This is a genomic window from Roseomonas sp. E05 (assembly GCF_030063475.1).
Classification (GTDB): Bacteria; Pseudomonadota; Alphaproteobacteria; order Acetobacterales; family Acetobacteraceae; genus Pseudoroseomonas.
This window is the reverse complement of record NZ_JASIRT010000032.1, coordinates 39,952-55,870: the sequence shown is the minus strand read 5'-3', so window position 1 is coordinate 55,870 and position 15,919 is coordinate 39,952. Positions and strand designations below refer to the sequence as shown.

Below are 15,919 nucleotides of genomic sequence, written 5' to 3'. Positions count from 1 at the left end.
CCGTCTCCCGTGGTGGTCCGCCTCGGCGGATTGGCTCTGGCCCGAAGCGACCAAATGGGGGGCTTCCATGGTGGGAAGGTCAAGCAGGGCGCTCGCCCGCGGCGCACTGACATAATTTGCCGCAAATACGAACGAAACCCCACTTGCTGGAGCAGGTTTAGCCAAAGGCGGGAGTGCTGACGCGGCTGCACGGAAGCTTGGCGGCCATTCGACAGACGCCAGGCGGGCATCCGACCCGCCGAAGCAGTCACAGGCACGGAAAGCACCAAGTTGTAGAAGCGCCACCGCGCAGACGGCGGGGATAGCAAGTGAGCAGCAAGCGGGAGCAGCTCGAAGGCTGCGGGGCCCACATCGCCTGCCTGCGGAAATGGTTGCGGGAGGATGTGCCGGCGGAGGTCAGCCCAGTGCAACCACACGACAACGGAGGCGGCGACCGCCGGATCCAGGCATGAGCATCCTCGACGTCATCGCGAACGCGCTCCCCTTCATGGCGGAGCCCTGGTTCGCCCTTACTTGGTACGCCATCGGCGCGCTGGGCGCCGCCTGGATGATCTACGATTCCTTCACGGCGAACACTGCCCTGAACCCGCCGCTGAAGGCCTGCTGGCCCATCATCATCATCTTCTTCTCGGTCGTCGGCATCGCGCTCTATTTCCTTACCTCGCGCCCGCCTGGCATCGGCAGGGTGCAGGGCCGCATGGAGAAGATGCGCCGCTTCACCGAGTTCTCGCAGCCACGCTGGCGCAAGGTGATGGCCTCGGCCACCCATTGCGTCGCGGGCGACGGCCTTGGCATCATGACGGCAATGGTGGGCGCCCGCCTGATGGGCTTCTTCTTCTGGGAAGAGTTCTGGTTCGAGTACGCGGTCGGCTACGCCTTCGGCTGGTTCATCTTCCAGACCTGGGCGATGCGCCTGCACGGCAATGGCTGGCTGGCCGCGATCTGGAAGGGTGGCCGTGCCGAGTTCTTCTCCATGATCACCGTCATGGTCGGCATGGGCCTGATCATGCGCCTTGTCACTCCGGCGGTGGTCGGCATGCAGCCGATGCCCACCACCTATGCCTTCTGGACCTTCGGGGCGCTCGGCCTGATGGTCGGCTTCGTCTTCACCTACCCGATGAACTGGTGGCTGGTCTCGATGGGCTGGAAGCACGGACAGGGGATGGAGCACATGCTGAAGCAGATGCAGGGCAACGAGGGCAAGGGCCGGAAGGCCCAGCAGGGCCAAGCGGCGCCGCAGGGGGCGTGATGATGAGGCCGCCGCGGACTTTGCATGCCCTGCTGGGTGCAGCCTGGATCGCGGCTGCCCTGCCGTTGGGCCCTGCCGCGATGGCGCAGGCGCCCAGTGCCCCGACCCCGCCCAAGGCGGAAGCGCCTGCGAGGTTCGACGCCGCCCGGCAGGCCCTCGCCACCGCCATGTCCCAGAGCGCCGGTGCCCTGCGCGCAGGGCACCGGCACGAGGCGACCCGCGCGCTGGACCGGGCGCGCCGCCTGGCGCGCTTCGGAGATACCGCCTGGATGCTGGGCGAGCCCGGGCGGAAGGCTTTCCGGGATGCCCGCCACGGCGTCGAGGAAGGGCGCAAGGCGCTGCAAAACGGCGCCCCTCATAAGGCCGCGGACATCTTGCAGTCGGCCTCCCAGGCGCTGGCCCAGACGCCGCTGGGCGAGGCGGAGCCGCGCAGGCTGGACGCGCAGGCAGTGTCCGAGGCGGAGGGTCGCACCGTCCTCAACGCCCAGGGCGAGGAAGCCGGAACGCTGGAAGGCTACGCGGCTGAGGGGGATGCGATCCTCGTCTCCCAAGGCGGTTTCCTGGGCATCGGCGCACGCACGATCCGGCTGCCCGCCGACCAGGTACTGCTGGGCCAGGACTACGCCCTGACGCTGGCGGAGCCCGCCGGGGCCGGTGGCGACGGGTGAACGCCAGGCCTCCGGCCGGGAATCCCGGCGCTTTACGGCTGGAGACCCGCTTTGCTGGCGCCGGAGCGGCAGCACCGAAGTGGAGGCCAGGCTTGCGGGTCAGGCCGTCAGGCGCTCGCTTATCCAGTCTGTGCTGCGGAGGGCGCGGTCCAAGTGCCGGTAGTGGCTACCTTGCTCTCCATGGCGGCTTCGCGCTGCAAGGCTGATCCTGAGCTGCGGGGCGCGGGTCCACCCTGCGCAGTCGGCGGTCACGTCCCTGGTGCCGCCGCCGCAGGCCCTGTCCGGGGCTTGAAGCGCGGCATGGATGCCTCCTTCGCATGACCTTTGCAGAGGTGGAGCCCCCCGCTGCGGGAAGGTCAAGCCCATTGCTGAAGGGGCTGGGCGGAGGCAACCAGGGCCGTATCCGCCGGCAATATCCTTTGCGGCTGAAACAGCCGGAAGCGCCGGCAGGCTTGAGCGCTACCGGCGCGGCGCCATTTCTCAGGCGGTGATGCTGGCCGCCGCCTCCTGGCAGGCCTTCTCGCAACCGCGGCAGGCGTCGGCGCAGATGCGGCAGTGCTCGTGCATGCTGGCATGGCGGTCGCACTCTTCGGCACAGGTGCGGCAGGCCGTCTCGCAGACGGTCAGCATCTGCCGGAGGAGGGCCTCGTTCGAGCCGGTCCTCCGGCTGGCAAGCGCCCCTGTGGCGAGGCAGACATCGGCGCAGTCCAGGTCGAGGCGAATGCACTGCGCAAGCTGCTGGACCATTTGCTCACCGAGGCAGGCGTCGGCGCAGGCGATGCATGTCTGGGCGCAGGAGTAGCATTCCTCGATGCACCGGATCAGCGCGTCGTTGACATCGCCCTTCACCTGCGGGTGCGTGCGGATCATCTCTTGTGCGCGCATGGAATGCCTTTCAGATCTGGAGGAACGGCGGAGGCCCATCCGTGGAACGCGGGAAGCCGCGGCAGGGCGAGCCGGTGTGTTCTCAACAAGCGCTGCGAGGAAGCGGTTTCCTGTCACATGACGACAAAACAGCTCTGGTCGCCGGCCTCAGCTTCCAAACCCACCCGACGCCCGCGCCCTCGTGCGGAACCCGGTAGCGCCTGCTTGCAAGGTCGGGCAACGGGCCTCTCACCGCCACTCCTCTGCACCGCGGCAGATAACATCTGGCTGATCGACGCCCGTGTTGTCCTGGGCAGCCAGGCGGCCGGCTGTCTCGTCTCTACCGTGGCAGCGGGATTTATCGCGACGCTCATGGCGCAGCGCTTCGGCGGCATGCCGCCGGGCTGAAGCGGGCTTCGCTCAAATCCAGGGCTACTTCCCGGCTCGTTGCCGGACGGAGGGCAGCAGTGTGGAGCGGTCACCGAGGTTCGCTTCGGGCTTCGCCCCTGCTCGTCCCCGGGTCAGGTTATACTGATATGCCGTTCCCGGATCAGGCGTCCGTAGAAGTCGTTGTCCTGCGTGATCACGGCGGCGAAGTCGCCGAGGCTCACCGGATCCAGCGCCATGTCCGGCGTGGCGCGGGCCTGCACGAGCTTGCTACGCACCGCCTTCTCCAGTGCTCCTGCCAGAATGCGTTGCACTCCGGGCGGCGTGCCGGCCGGGGCGCAGATTCCGTGCCAATAGCGCACCACCAGGTCGGGATGGCCCAGTTCAGCGAAGGTCGGCACCTCCGGCGCTGCGCCAAGCCGCTCTGGCGCCGAAAGCGCCAGTACGCGGAAACGCCGTCCCTCCCTATGCGGCAGCAAGGTGTTCAGCGAACCGGCATAGAAAGGGATGCGCCCGGTGATCAGGTCTGACAGCGCCGCCTGCTCGCCGCGATAGGCCACGTTGACCATCCGCACCTCTGTGCGGCTTTGCAGCAGTTCCATCACCAGGTGTGGCGTACTGCCGTTGCCGACACTGCCGAAGGGCTGGCCAGGATGGGCTCGCAGGTAGTCCAGTACGCCGGCGAAGCCCTCGCCCGGCACGTCGGCGGCTGCGGCGAAGGCCACGGGGGCGCGATAGACCAGGGTGAGCGGCGCGAAGTCTCTCGGCTGGTAGGGAATGTCGGGATAGAAATGCGGGTTCAGGGCCAGGGTGCTGGTGGCCACCCAGCCCAGGGTATAGCCGTCCTTCGGCGCGCGCGCGGCGGCCTCGGCACCGATCATCGTGTTGGCGCCGGGCTTGTTCTCGACCACGATGGGCTGCCCAAGCCATTCGCGCGCGGCCTCGGCGACGCTGCGCGCCAGCCCGTCCCCCACGCCGGGCGCAAAGGGATAGATCAGCCGGATCGGCCGGGCGGGAAACGAGGCTTCCTCGGCGGCGGCGGCGCCGGCGAGGAGGCCAAGGGCCGAGGCGAGCGCGGTCCGCCGCGGCAGCATGATGGACATGGTTCCTCCTCCTGCGGCCCTCTGCGGGGCCGTGCTCAGATGATCGGCGTGCGGGCCTTGCGCTGCGCGACCGGCACCGCATCGCAGCCGATGATGCCGTCGGCCTCCAGCCGTCGCAGTTCGTCCTCCCTCAGGTCCAGCAGGCCCCCCAGCACCGCGGTGTTGTCCTGCCCCAGGGTCGGCGCCGGGCGGCGCACCGCATAGGGGCCCTTGCCCGCCTCGCGGAACGGGGCCGACGGCTGGTCGTGCCGGCCGATGAAGGGCCGCTCGACGCGTTGCCAGAACCCGCGTGCGGCGAGATGGGGGTCGCGCTTCAGGGCGCTCGGCCAGAGCACGGCGCCGGCCGCGACGCCCAGCGCCTGCAGCGCTACCATCGCGACCTCCGCCTCACGCTCCCCTGTCCAGGCGGCCACCGCCGCCTCCAGCGCCGCCTCGCGAGCGCGGCGGCCGGCGGCGGTGGTCAGCGCGGGGTCCTCCGCCAGGTCCGGCCGGTTGATGCCGCGCGCCAGCCTTGCCCAGGCCGCGTCGTCCTGCGCCGCGACCACCACCCAGCCCGCATCCCGGCAGGGGAAGGCGCCATGCGGCACCATCTCCGGATGACGGTTGCCGAGGCGCGGCCCGGGGTCGCCCGTGGCGGAGGCCGCGATGATCCAGGGCGCCGCCAGCGGGAACATGCATTCCACCTGCGCCAGGTCGATCTGCTGCCCCTCGCCGGTAAAGCGGCGGTGTAGCAGGGCCACCATCAGCGCGGCGGCGGCGTTCAGCCCGCCGATCGGGTCGCCATAGGCGAGCTGGTTGGTGGTGGGCGGCCAGTCCGCCGCGCCGGAGACGGTGGGCAGGCCGGAGGCGTGCTCCAGCGTCGAGCCATAGGCGCGCGCGTCGCGCCAGGGTCCTTCCAGCCCGAAGGCCGGCATGGAGAGCATGACCAGGTCCGGCCGCTCGGCGGCCAGGGCGGCGTAGTCGAGACCGAGCTTCGGCAGCACCTCGCGGGCATAGTTCTCGACCACCGCATCGGCGTCGCGCACCAGCCGCTTCAGCAGCGCCTTGCCTTCCGGCGTGGTGAGGTCGAGCGTGATGCCGACCTTGTTGCGATTGAGCACGGCGAAGCGGACATCCTGCTCGTAGCGCCGCTCGGCGAAGAAGGCGGGGCGCGGATCGACGCCACGCCACCAGTCCGGGTACTGGCAGGCCTCCACCTTGATCACCTCGGCGCCGAGATCGGCAAGCTGACGGGTGCAGAGCGGTCCGGCCCAACCCATCGAGAGGTCCACGATGCGCAGCCCCGCCAGCGGCAGCGGCACCGGGCGCGGGGCGGCGGGCTCGCGGGCCGGTGGCACCGCCATCCCGTCATGCTCGCCGGCGCGCGGCGCCCGGCCGCCCGGCAAGGGCGGCGTGCGGGTCAGCCGTTGCGGCAGGGCCGGCCCCTCGAAGCGCGCCCCACCCCGCTCCACCGTCGCGAAGGCATCGCGGGCGCGGTGGGTCGGTGTCCGCAGCAGCGTCGCCATGTCCGGCACCACGGCGAAGGGAAGGCGGCGGCGGATCGCCTCGAGGAACCATTCCTCGGCGCTGCGCTCGGCCAGGCGCGGGACGAACAGCGCCTCAAGCTCCTCCACATGGCGCAGCCGGTCCAGCCCGACGACGAAGCGCGGATCATGCCCGACCTCGGGAATGCCGATCATCTCGCAGAAGCCGCGGAACTGCGCCGGCGTCACCACCGAGACGCCGAGCCATCCCTCCCTGCAGCGATAGACGCCGAGCGGACAGGTGGGGGCGAAGCGGTTGACGCCGTAGCGCCGCTCCACCTCCGGGTTGGTGACGCTCTGCGCCGCCTGGTACTCGGCCACGGCGACATTGGCCTCATGCAGGCTGATCTCCAGCCGGCGCCCGGCACCCGACCAGAGCGCGGCGGCCACGGCGTTGAACGCGGCGAGCGCCGCCGTCACCGCCCCGGCGATGCCGCCGAGCAGCGAGGGCGGCCCCTCCGCCGGACCGGTGCAGGCGAAGACCCCCGCCAGGGCGCGCAGCACCGTGTCGGTCGCGGTGAAGTCGCGATAGGGGCCGCTGTCGCCGAAATCCGACAGCTCGGCGGCCACCAGATGCGGCAGTTCCATCCCGAGCGGCCTTGCCTGGCGCTCGGCGCGTGGCCGCGCATCGAGCAGCACGTCACAGCCGGGGAGCAGTTGCCGTGCGCGCTCAAGCCCGGGCGCGGCGGCGATATCGGCGGTGAGGCTGCGCTTGCTGGTGCTGAGCCAGGCGAAAAGGGCGGATTCCCGGCCTTCGCCCGTCTCGACCAGCGGCGGCTGGCGGCGCAGCGGATCGCCGCCCGGCGGCTCCAGCTTCAGCACCTCGGCGCCGAAATCGGCGAACAGCTTGCCGATGTAGGAGAGGGCAACGCCGCCGCCCACCTCCAGCACGCGGAGGGCGGTAAGCGGCAGGGCGGCATGGGGCGGCCGGGGCATGGGCATCCTCCCTCTGACCGCGGGCGCGGCCTATTTTGTGATTTGTGACAACTAAACCGCCCTCATTCCGCCGCGTCAACCATCAGGCGCCGCCGCCCGGTCAATGCGCCGATGTTGATCTCCGGCAGGCGCCGCAGCAGCACCTCGGCATAGACGCTGATGTCACGCTGGACCGCCAGCCGCGCCAGGGCACCATCCTGCTCCCGCAAGGCTCGGATGACCTCGTGATGCGGATGCGCGTCCGGATGGTGCAGGAAGCGCACCTGGCGCAGCCCGGCATGCAAGGGGCCGCATTGCAGCCACAGCCCCTCGATGATCCGCGTCAGCACCGGCATCCCGGAAAGGGCGCAGATCTCCATGTGGAAGCGCTCATTCTCCTCCAGCATGGGAATGCCGTCGCCGGCCAGCCGCGCCGCCGTCATGCGCGCGTGGATCTCGGCCAGCCGGTCCGCGTCGGCCGGCCGGGCGCGCTCGGCGGCACGCGCGGCGGCCTTGCCCTCCAGTTCGGCACGGAGTTCGACGATCTCGCGGAAGCGCTCGTCGGAGAGCACGGGCACCCGCACCGAGCGGTGGTCGAACTGCTCCAGCGCGCCTTCGCTGACCAGCCGGGCGAGCGCGTCCCGCACCGGCGTCGAGCTGACCCCAAGCTCCTGCGCCAGGTCGCGCAGTTTCAGCTTCTCGCCCGGGCGGAAGCGGCTGCGCATCAGGTCGAGGCGCAACCGCTGGTACACTTTCGCGCCGACGCTCTCGGTGGTGATCGGCGGCGATGCTGCCGCAGGTCCACTCATGCTCCCCTCCGTTTCGGATTCCACACGGTCGCTTGACACTCCCGTCCGCCTGCTATGATCTGTGACAACAAATTACAACGCCGGGGGGAGACTATCATGGCCGAGGTGAAAATCGCCGCAGAGATCACCGCATCCGTCTGGCAGATTCAGGCCCGTCCCGGCGACCAGCTCGCCGAGGGCGATACGGTGATGCTGCTGGAGTCCATGAAGATGGAAATCCCCGTCACCGCCCCGCAAGCCGGCCGCATCGCCGCCGTGCTGGTGGCCGAGGGCGACCAGGTCGAGGAAGGCCAGGCTGTCGCTCTGCTGGAGGCCTGAGGGTGCGGGGCCCGGTCCTTATCGCCAATCGCGGCGAGATCGCCTGCCGCATCGCCGCCACCTGCCGCCGCATGGGCCTGCCCAGCATCGCCGTCTTTTCCGAGGCCGATGCCGAAGCCCTGCATGTGGCGGCGGCCGACAGGGCCGAACCGATCGGCCCTGCCCATCCCAGCCAGTCCTATCTCTCCGTCCCCGCACTGCTGGAGGCTGCGCGCCGCAGCGGCGCCCGCATGGTGCATCCCGGCTACGGCTTCCTCAGCGAGAATGCCGAATTCGCCGAAGCCTGCGCCGATGCGGGTCTGACCTTCATCGGTCCACCGCCGGCGGCAATCCGTGCCATGGGGAGCAAGGCCGCGGCCAAGGCGGTGGCACGCCGCGCCGGCGTGGCGGCGGTGCCGGGCTATGACGGCGAGGACCAGTCGGACACGCGCCTGCTTGCGGCGGCGCAGGAGATCGGCTTCCCCATGCTGATCAAGGCCGTCGCGGGTGGTGGCGGGCGCGGCATGCGCAGCGTCGCCAGCGCGGAGGAATTCCCCGCATCTCTCGCCGCCGCCCGGCGGGAGGCGATGAGCTTCGGCGACAGCCGCGTGCTGGTGGAAAAGCTGATTCCACGGGCGCGGCATATCGAGGTGCAGATCCTGGCCGATACGGGGGGCAAGGTGCTGCATCTGGGCGAGCGCGACTGCACCCTGCAGCGCCGCCACCAGAAGCTGGTCGAGGAATCCCCCGCCCCGGGCCTGGATGCGGCGCTGCGGGCGGAACTCGGCCGCCGCGCCATCGCCCTCGCGGAGGCGGTTGGCTATGTCGGTGCCGGCACGGTGGAGTTCGTAGCGGAGGCCGGGGATGCGCCAACGGCGGAGCGCATCTGGTTCATCGAGATGAACACCCGCCTGCAGGTCGAGCACCCCGTCACCGAGATGGTCACGGGGCTGGACCTGGTGGAGTGGCAGATCCGCGTTGCCGGCGGCGAGGCGCTCCCCTGGGCGCAGGACGCGGTTCGGCTGGAGGGGCATGCCGTCGAGGCGCGGCTCTGCGCCGAGGACCCGGCCCGCAACTTCCTGCCCTCGCCGGGGCGGCTGCAGGCCCTGGCCCTTCCCGAGGCGAGGCCGGGCCTGCGCATCGATACCGGCGTGCGCGAGGGCGACACGCTGACCCCCTTCTACGACCCGATGATCGCCAAGGTCATCGCCCATGCCCCCACCCGCGCCGAGGCCCTGACGAAGCTGGCGGCGGCGCTCGACCGCTGCTCGGCCAGTGGGGTGCGGCTGAACGCCGGCTTCCTCGCCGCTGCCCTGCGCAGCCCCGAAATGGCGGCGGGGCAGGTGGACACGCATTTCCTCGACCGCGCCCGCGCCGGGCTGCTGGCCGCGACCGCCGCCTGAGCCCGATGGACAGGAAGGTTCCGATGCCCGACACGATCCCCAACCCCGTCACCGACTGGCAGCCGGAGCTCGACGAACTGCGCCGGCGCGAGGCAATGGCGCAGGAAATGGGCGGCCCCGACAAGGTGCGCCGCCAGCACGACGCCGGCCGGCTCACCGTGCGCGAGCGAGTGGCCAAGCTGGCCGATCCCGGCAGCTTCCACGAGATCGGCGCCATTGCCGGCAGGGCCGAGTATGACGAAACAGCCAATCTGAGGCGGCTGACCCCCTCCAACTGTGTCTTCGGCCGGGCCACGCTCGGTGGGCGGCCGGTGGTGCTGGTGGGCGACGACTTCACCGTTCGCGGCGGCTCGGCCGATGCCACCATCCGCGAGAAGCCGCTGATGGCGGAGCGCATGGCCAACGAGTTCCGCCTGCCGATCATCCGCATCATCGAGGGCTCGGGCGGCGGCGGCTCGGTCAAGACCATCGAGACGACGGGACGTGCCAACCTGCCGGGCGGCGTCGGCGGCACCGGCCTGTTCAACTACACGACGCTCAACCTCAGCGCGGTGCCGGTGGTGGGGCTGGGGCTCGGCTCGGTGGCCGGGCTGGGCGCGGCGCGCCTCGCCTCGACCCACTACTCGGTGATGACCAAGGAGACCGCCGCGATGTTCGTCGCCGGGCCGCCCGTCGTCGCCCGGCTCGGCCAGAACCTCGACAAGAAGGCGCTGGGCGGCTGGGAAATCCAGACCAGGAGCGGCGCCGTTGATCACGCGGTGGACAGCGAGGATGAGGCCTTCGAATGCGCCCGCCGCTTTCTCTCCTATCTGCCCGCCTCGGTCCATGACCTGCCGCCGGACCTGCCTTGCGATGACGATCCCGGGCGACGCGAGGACTCCCTCTTCTCCATCGTCCCGCGCGACCGGCGCCGGGTCTACCAGATGCGGCGGATCATCGAGGCGGTGGTCGACCGCGGCAGCTTCTTCGAGCAGGGCCGGATGTTCGGCCGTTCGCTGATCACCGGCTTCGCCCGTTTCGGCGGCCGCGCCGTGGCGCTGATGGCCAGCGACCCGTATTTCTACGGTGGCTCCTGGACCGCCGACACCTGCCAGAAGGTGGTGCGCTTCCTCGACATGGCCGAGACCTTCCATCTGCCGGTCGTCTATCTGGTGGATTGCCCGGGCTTCATGATCGGGCTGGAGGCGGAGCGCGCCGCCACCATCCGCCACGGCGTGCGCGCCATGGCGGCGATGAACCAGACCACCATGCCCTGGTGCAGCATCATCATCCGCAATGCCTTCGGGGTCGCAGGCGCCGCGCACCAGCCGGCGGGGCGGCTCTCCCTGCGCTATGCCTGGCTTTCCGCGCGCTGGGGCTCGCTGCCGCTCGAAGGCGGCATCGAGGCCGCCTACCGGGCCGAGATCGAGGCGGCGCCCGATCCGGCGCAGAAGCTGCGCGAGATCGAGGACCTGCTGAACCAGCTCCGCTCGCCCTTCCGCACCGCCGAAACCTTCTGGGTGGAGGAGATCATCGATCCGCGCGAGACGCGGCGGCTGCTCTGCGACTTCGCGCAGCTCGCCGCGCCGTTGCGGATGCCGCAGCCGGGGCGCCTGCAAATGCGGCCCTGATCCGCCGGCCCGTCGCGCCGGGCCGGCCGCACAAGAAACAGGGGACCGCCCACGGAAGGGCGGCCCGGGGAGGATATCATGAGGAAGATCCTGGCTGCCGCGGCCGTGCTGGCCGCGGCGCTCTGCCCGCCCGCAGCGCATGCCTTTCCGGACCACCCGCCGCGCATCATCGGCGGCTTCGCGCCGGGCGGCACCAGCGACATCGTCGCGCGGCTGATCGCCGAGGCGGTCGCGCCCGCCTTCGGCCAGCGGCCGGTGGTGGAGAACCGCACCGGCGCCAACGGCGCCATTGCGGCCGAGGCCGTGGCCCGTTCCGCCCCCGATGGCTACACCGTGCTGCAATGCGCGACCGGGCTGCTGACCATCAGCCCGCAACTCCCCGGCGCGCATCTGCCGCTCGATCCGCGGCAGGAGCTGATCCCGATCGTGAATGTGGCGCATTCCACCCAGGCCATGGTGGTGGCCGCCAACGCACCCTACCGCGACGTGGCGGGCTTTGTCGCCGCGGCGCGCGAGAAGCCGGAACGGCTGACCTATGCCAGCGCCGGCATCGGCTCGGTGTCGCATCTCTCCGGTGCGCGGCTCGCCCAGCAGGCGGGATTGAAGCTGGTGCACGTGCCCTATCGTGGGGCGGCGCTCGGGGTCCTGGACGTGGTGGCCGGGCGCACCGACACCATCATCACCAATCTCGGCGACGTGGTCTCGCAGGTGCAGGGCGGGCAGCTGCGGCTGCTTGCCTTCGCGGACGGCATCGGTTCGCCCGTCTTTCCGCAGGCCGGGCAGGTCTCGGACGTCGTGCCCGCCTATGCCGTCAGCGGCTGGTTCGGCCTCTGCGGGCCGCGCGGCATGCCGCCCGAGCTGGTGTCGCGCTGGGCCGAGGCGGTGCGCCAGGGAATGGGCAGCCCCGCCATGCGCCAGCGCCTGCTGGAGCAGGGCCTGGCACCCCGGCTGGAGGGCCCCGATGACTTCGCGGCCACGGTCGCCCAGGACTGGAAGCAATGGGGCGAGGTCATCCGCGCCGGAGGAATCCGCGTCGAATAGGAAAGCCCGGTTGGGCAGGGAGGAATCAAGATGTTGAAACGTGTGCTCGCCATGGCCCTGGTGGCTTGCGCGGCCATTGTTCCGCCGGCCCGGGCGCAGCTTCCCGACCGGACGCTGCGCATCATCGGCGGCTTCGCGCCAGGTGGCACATCGGACCTCGTGGCACGGTTGATCGCCAATGCCGTCGCGCCCCTCCTCGACCGCAACGTGGTGGTGGAGAACCGCACGGGCGCCAACGGATTCATCGCGGCGGAGGCGGTCGTGCGCGGCGATGCTGACGGCTCGGTGCTGTTCCAATGCCCGATGGGCACCATGACGATCAGCCCCGAGCTGCCTGGGCTGCCGATGCCGATCGACCCGCGCAAGGATCTGATTCCGGTCGCCAATGTCGCACTCTCCAGCTACGGCGCCGTGGTGCGTGCGGGCGGCCCCTACAGCAGCATGGAGGCCTTCCTGGCCGCGGCACAGGCAAAACCGGGTGGGCTGAGCTATGCCAGCGCCGGCATCGGCACGGCGCAGCACCTCTCGGGCGAGCGGCTGCAGCGGATGGCGGGGATCAAGCTGCTGCATGTCCCCTACCGGGGCGCGGCTCCCGCAGCGCTCGACATCATGGCCGGGCGCGCCGACTTCATGGTCACCAATCTCGGCGACGTCATCTCCCAGGTGCAGGGCGGCAAGCTGCGCCTCGTCGCGCTGGGCGACGCATCCATGAAGTCCACCTTCCCCGAAGTCCCGCTGCTCTCGGACTCCGTGCCGGGGCTGGAGATCGCCGGCTGGTTCGGGCTCTGCGGCCCGCGCGGCATGCCGGATGCGGCCGTCAGCGCCTGGGCCGATGCCACCAAGCGGGCCTTGCAGGATGCCGCTCTGCAGAAGCAGCTGCGCGACAATGGTCTGACACCGCTGTTCGAGGGGCCGGAGGCCTTTGGCGCCCGGATGGCGCAGGACCGAAAGGCCTGGGGGGAGGTAATCGCCGCCGCCGGCGTGCGCGTGGATTAGACCAGAGTTCACCCGAGGTGGGTTACCCCGCCTCGGGCCATGCAGGACGGGCGAGAATTGCACTCGGGATTGCCGACTCAATGAGGGCAGCAGATACACTCGGCAACGGCTCATCCGACCCGCTCTCAGCAGAGCCACAAAGCGAGATGACCAACCAGCCTTCCAAGTCGGTCCAATCGCGGCGGCAGGCCTCAAACGGACTGGCCAGAGGCGGCTTCGCAGCGCAGTCTGCGCTAAAAGAAACAGGAGGAAGGGACATCATGACGGCGGATCCGCGAATCTTGCAGCACGCCATGCCGAGGCGCCGTGCCTGGCTCACCGGCATGGCGGCAGCATTGCTGGCGCGCGGTGCCAGCGCGGCCACGGCCGGCTGGCCCTCGCGCCCGATAAGGATGATCTGCCCTTTCCCGGCAGGCGGCACAAGCGACATCCTGGCCCGGGTCGCCGCTGATCTCCTGACAGAGGCGCTGGGCCAGCCGGTGGTGGTGGACAACCGCTCCGGCGCGGGCGGCAATATCGGCGCAGCGCAGGCCGCCCGCGCCGAGCCCGACGGCTACACGCTGCTGCTGAGCTCACCAGGGCCGCTGGCCATCAACGGCTTCCTCTACAGCGAGCCGGGCTTTGACGGGCTGCGCGATTTCGCCCCCGTCACGCAGATCGCGGAAGTGCCCAATCTCATCGCTGCGCATCCCGGCCTTGGCGTGAAGACCACGGCAGAGCTGATCGCCTTGGCGAAGCAACGGCGGCTGGCCTATGGCGAGACGAGCATTGGCGGCACCACGCATCTCGCCGCCGAGTTGTTCCGCATCCAGGCGGGCATCGAGGCCGACCACGTCTCCTACCGCGGTTCATCGGCCATGATGCCCGATCTGCTCGCGGGCCGGCTCAGCTATGGGGTTGATAACCTGCCTTCCATCCTGCCGCATGTGCGGTCCGGCGCACTTGCCGGCATCGGCGTGACCGGCGCCAGGCGCTGGGGCGGCGCTCCGGACATCCCGGCTATTGCGGAGACTCTTCCGGGCTATGAGGTGACTGCCTGGTTCGGCGTGGTGGCGCCGAGGAATACGCCGGATGCAGTGATCCAACGTGTGCATGCCGCTCTCGCCGCCGGGCTGGCACAGCCGGCAACGATGCGGAAACTGGATGACCTGGGTGCCACCCCGATCGGCGATGCGCCCGAGGCGTTTGGCGCCCGCATCAATGCAGAACATGCGAAGTGGGGCGCGGTGATCCGGGAGGCCGGCATCAAGCTCCAATGACGATGCGGTCCTGCGCCCACGTGAATTTCCCAACGCAGCAACATGGACGGCTTGCCTGATGTCGGACGCCTACACGGTCAGCGACCTGATTGCGGAGTTCCTTGATGCCTGCGGCGTGTCCACAGCCTTCGGCATCGTATCGGTGCACAACATCCCCATGCTGGATGCGATCTCACGGCGCAACGCCGTGCGTTTCGTGATGGCGCGCGGCGAGGCAGGGGCGGGGCACATGGCCGATGGCTACGCCCGCGCTTCAGGCGGACTGGGCTGTGTCTTCACCAGCACGGGGCCGGGCGCAGCCAATGCGGTGGCAGGGCTGGTGGAAGCGCGTTTCGCCGGCACGCCGCTGCTGCACATCACCGGGCAGACGGCGACCTGCTTCGCCGACCGCGGTATGGGCACGGTGCACGACGTCCCGGACCAGCTCGGCATGCTGCGGGCCACGGGGAAATCGGCCTACCGCATCCGAACGGCGGGCGAGGCCCTGGGCGTCCTGACCCGCGCCGCGACCGATGCGCTGACGCCGCCCATGGGCCCCGTGAGCGTCGAGGTGCCCACCGACATACAGCGGGCGACGCTGCCACGGCCGGCGACGCTCGATGGCTTCATGCTGCCCTTGCCGCCGCCGCTCCCGCCGGCCGAGGCCGCCCTGGAGCAGCTCGTCGCGCGCGTGCTGCAGGCCAGGCGGCCCATGCTGTGGCTCGGCCGCGGCGCGGCGGGCGCGGCCAGACCCGCGATGGCCCTGCTCGAGATGGGCTTCGGGATGGTGACCAGCTGGGCCGGCCGGGGCATTGTGCCGGAAGACCATCCGATGAATCTCGGCGCGTTGAACGGCCAGGGCCTGGGCGGCGTCGAGGCTTTCTACGGCAGCGTCGATCTGATGATCGTTGCCGGCTCGCGGCTGCGCGGGCATGAGACCGGCGACTTCTCGGTGCCGCTGCCAAGAAACCTGGTGCAGATCGATATCGACCCGCTGGCAGATGGCCGCACCTATCCGAACGTGCTGTTTCTGCGCGGCGATGCCGCGCTTACACTGGAGGCATTGGCGGCGCGGCTGGCGGGCCGGTACCGCGCCGAACCCGCCTTCGGCGAGGAATTCCGCTGCCTGAAGCGCGATACCCGGGCAGCCTTCAAGGCGTCTCTTGGTCCCTATGCCGGGTTCGCCGAGCAACTGCGCATGGTGGTGCCGCGCGATGCGGTCTGGGCACGCGACATCACCATCAACAACAGCACATGGGGCAACAAGCTTTTCGCCTTGAGTGACCCGAGGACGAACATCTACCCGGTTGGTGCCGGCATCGGACAGGGATTGTGCCTGGGCATCGGCGCCGCCCTGGCTGCGGGGCACCCGAAAACCGTGGTGATGACCGGGGATGGCGGCTTCTTCCTCAACATGAGTGAGCTGTGGACGGCCGTGCAGGAACAGCTGGACATGGTGATCCTGGTGATGAACGACCGAGGCTACGGCGTCATCCGCCATATCCAGGATGCCGTGGCGAGCGGCCGTCGGCGGTTCGATACCTTGCTCGCGCCGGATCTGGCTGGCGTCGCGGCACTCGCCGGGCTACCCTTCTGGCGGGTCAGCGATCCCGCGGCTTTCGGCGCCACGGTGTCGGAGGCCCTGGCGGTGCGCGGGCCGACCCTGGTCGAGGTAGACATGACTGCCATCGGCGATCATCCCCCTTATTTCCCCTACGGGCCCAAGATCGCCGCGCCCGCCGCAGGTGGAAGTGCTGTGCGCTGAAGCGGAGAAAACGCCTGATCAGAAGATCATGCACCTCCCCGCCTCTGTGCC

Annotated in this window: 13 protein-coding genes; 9 read left to right on the top strand and 4 right to left on the bottom strand. The window is 70.1% G+C overall.

Annotated features, from left to right (window positions below; genetic code table 11):
- Positions 1-448 precede the first annotated feature (448 nt).
- Together QMO56_RS22080 and QMO56_RS22075 are read left to right on the top strand one after the other, a co-directional pair.
- Positions 449-1,249 (top strand): DUF4396 domain-containing protein, encoded by an 801-nt coding sequence (locus QMO56_RS22080; RefSeq protein ID WP_283529399.1) that lies wholly within the window; start codon positions 449-451, stop codon positions 1,247-1,249.
- 2 nt (positions 1,250-1,251) lie between these two features.
- On the top strand, positions 1,252-1,917 hold the full coding sequence (locus QMO56_RS22075) for a hypothetical protein (protein ID WP_283529398.1): 666 nt from the start codon (positions 1,252-1,254) through the stop codon (positions 1,915-1,917).
- 480 nt (positions 1,918-2,397) lie between these two features.
- On the opposite strand, the gene QMO56_RS22070 is transcribed toward QMO56_RS22075, so the two are convergent.
- The 4 genes from QMO56_RS22070 to QMO56_RS22055 all read right to left on the bottom strand — a co-directional run bounded on the left by QMO56_RS22070 (position 2,398) and on the right by QMO56_RS22055 (position 7,518).
- On the bottom strand, positions 2,398-2,802 hold the full coding sequence (locus QMO56_RS22070) for a four-helix bundle copper-binding protein (protein ID WP_283529397.1): 405 nt from the start codon (positions 2,800-2,802) through the stop codon (positions 2,398-2,400).
- A gap of 500 nt (positions 2,803-3,302) precedes the next feature.
- The gene (locus QMO56_RS22065) at positions 3,303-4,271 is read right to left on the bottom strand and encodes a tripartite tricarboxylate transporter substrate binding protein (protein WP_283529396.1); all 969 of its coding nucleotides are present in this window, start codon (positions 4,269-4,271) and stop codon (positions 3,303-3,305) included.
- A 35-nt stretch (positions 4,272-4,306) separates the two neighbouring features.
- A complete protein-coding gene (locus QMO56_RS22060) occupies positions 4,307-6,730 on the bottom strand; it encodes a CoA transferase (protein ID WP_283529395.1) in 2,424 nt (807 codons plus the stop codon).
- A 62-nt stretch (positions 6,731-6,792) separates the two neighbouring features.
- Entirely contained in the window at positions 6,793-7,518 is a 726-nt protein-coding gene (locus tag QMO56_RS22055) for a GntR family transcriptional regulator (protein WP_283529394.1), read from the bottom strand.
- 96 nt (positions 7,519-7,614) lie between these two features.
- Between QMO56_RS22055 and QMO56_RS22050 the strand changes: the two genes are divergently transcribed.
- From QMO56_RS22050 to QMO56_RS22020, 7 genes are all read left to right on the top strand, one after another.
- A complete protein-coding gene (locus QMO56_RS22050; RefSeq protein WP_283529393.1) occupies positions 7,615-7,836 on the top strand; it encodes a biotin/lipoyl-binding carrier protein in 222 nt (73 codons plus the stop codon).
- A 2-nt stretch (positions 7,837-7,838) separates the two neighbouring features.
- Positions 7,839-9,218, top strand: a complete 1,380-nt coding sequence (locus tag QMO56_RS22045; protein WP_283529391.1) for an acetyl/propionyl/methylcrotonyl-CoA carboxylase subunit alpha — start codon at positions 7,839-7,841, stop codon at positions 9,216-9,218.
- 23 nt (positions 9,219-9,241) lie between these two features.
- The gene (locus QMO56_RS22040) at positions 9,242-10,828 is read left to right on the top strand and encodes an acyl-CoA carboxylase subunit beta (RefSeq protein ID WP_283529390.1); all 1,587 of its coding nucleotides are present in this window, start codon (positions 9,242-9,244) and stop codon (positions 10,826-10,828) included.
- A 78-nt stretch (positions 10,829-10,906) separates the two neighbouring features.
- Positions 10,907-11,869 (top strand): tripartite tricarboxylate transporter substrate binding protein, encoded by a 963-nt coding sequence (locus tag QMO56_RS22035; RefSeq protein WP_283529389.1) that lies wholly within the window; start codon positions 10,907-10,909, stop codon positions 11,867-11,869.
- Between the two features lie 30 nt (positions 11,870-11,899).
- Complete coding sequence (locus QMO56_RS22030; RefSeq protein WP_283529388.1) at positions 11,900-12,865, top strand: tripartite tricarboxylate transporter substrate binding protein; 966 nt, start codon at positions 11,900-11,902, stop codon at positions 12,863-12,865.
- 146 nt (positions 12,866-13,011) lie between these two features.
- The gene (locus QMO56_RS22025) at positions 13,012-14,124 is read left to right on the top strand and encodes a tripartite tricarboxylate transporter substrate binding protein (RefSeq protein ID WP_283529387.1); all 1,113 of its coding nucleotides are present in this window, start codon (positions 13,012-13,014) and stop codon (positions 14,122-14,124) included.
- A 58-nt stretch (positions 14,125-14,182) separates the two neighbouring features.
- Positions 14,183-15,868 (top strand): thiamine pyrophosphate-binding protein, encoded by a 1,686-nt coding sequence (locus tag QMO56_RS22020; RefSeq protein WP_283529386.1) that lies wholly within the window; start codon positions 14,183-14,185, stop codon positions 15,866-15,868.
- Positions 15,869-15,919: the final 51 nt, after the last annotated feature.

Coding starts and splice junctions, on each gene's coding strand:
- QMO56_RS22080 (WP_283529399.1), top strand. CDS start 449: ATGAGCATCCTCGACGTCATCGCGAACGCGCTCCCCTTCATGGCGGAG.
- QMO56_RS22075 (WP_283529398.1), top strand. CDS start 1,252: ATGAGGCCGCCGCGGACTTTGCATGCCCTGCTGGGTGCAGCCTGGATC.
- QMO56_RS22070 (WP_283529397.1), bottom strand. CDS start 2,802: ATGCGCGCACAAGAGATGATCCGCACGCACCCGCAGGTGAAGGGCGAT.
- QMO56_RS22065 (WP_283529396.1), bottom strand. CDS start 4,271: ATGTCCATCATGCTGCCGCGGCGGACCGCGCTCGCCTCGGCCCTTGGC.
- QMO56_RS22060 (WP_283529395.1), bottom strand. CDS start 6,730: ATGCCCCGGCCGCCCCATGCCGCCCTGCCGCTTACCGCCCTCCGCGTG.
- QMO56_RS22055 (WP_283529394.1), bottom strand. CDS start 7,518: ATGAGTGGACCTGCGGCAGCATCGCCGCCGATCACCACCGAGAGCGTC.
- QMO56_RS22050 (WP_283529393.1), top strand. CDS start 7,615: ATGGCCGAGGTGAAAATCGCCGCAGAGATCACCGCATCCGTCTGGCAG.
- QMO56_RS22040 (WP_283529390.1), top strand. CDS start 9,242: ATGCCCGACACGATCCCCAACCCCGTCACCGACTGGCAGCCGGAGCTC.
- QMO56_RS22035 (WP_283529389.1), top strand. CDS start 10,907: ATGAGGAAGATCCTGGCTGCCGCGGCCGTGCTGGCCGCGGCGCTCTGC.
- QMO56_RS22030 (WP_283529388.1), top strand. CDS start 11,900: ATGTTGAAACGTGTGCTCGCCATGGCCCTGGTGGCTTGCGCGGCCATT.
- QMO56_RS22025 (WP_283529387.1), top strand. CDS start 13,012: ATGACCAACCAGCCTTCCAAGTCGGTCCAATCGCGGCGGCAGGCCTCA.
- QMO56_RS22020 (WP_283529386.1), top strand. CDS start 14,183: ATGTCGGACGCCTACACGGTCAGCGACCTGATTGCGGAGTTCCTTGAT.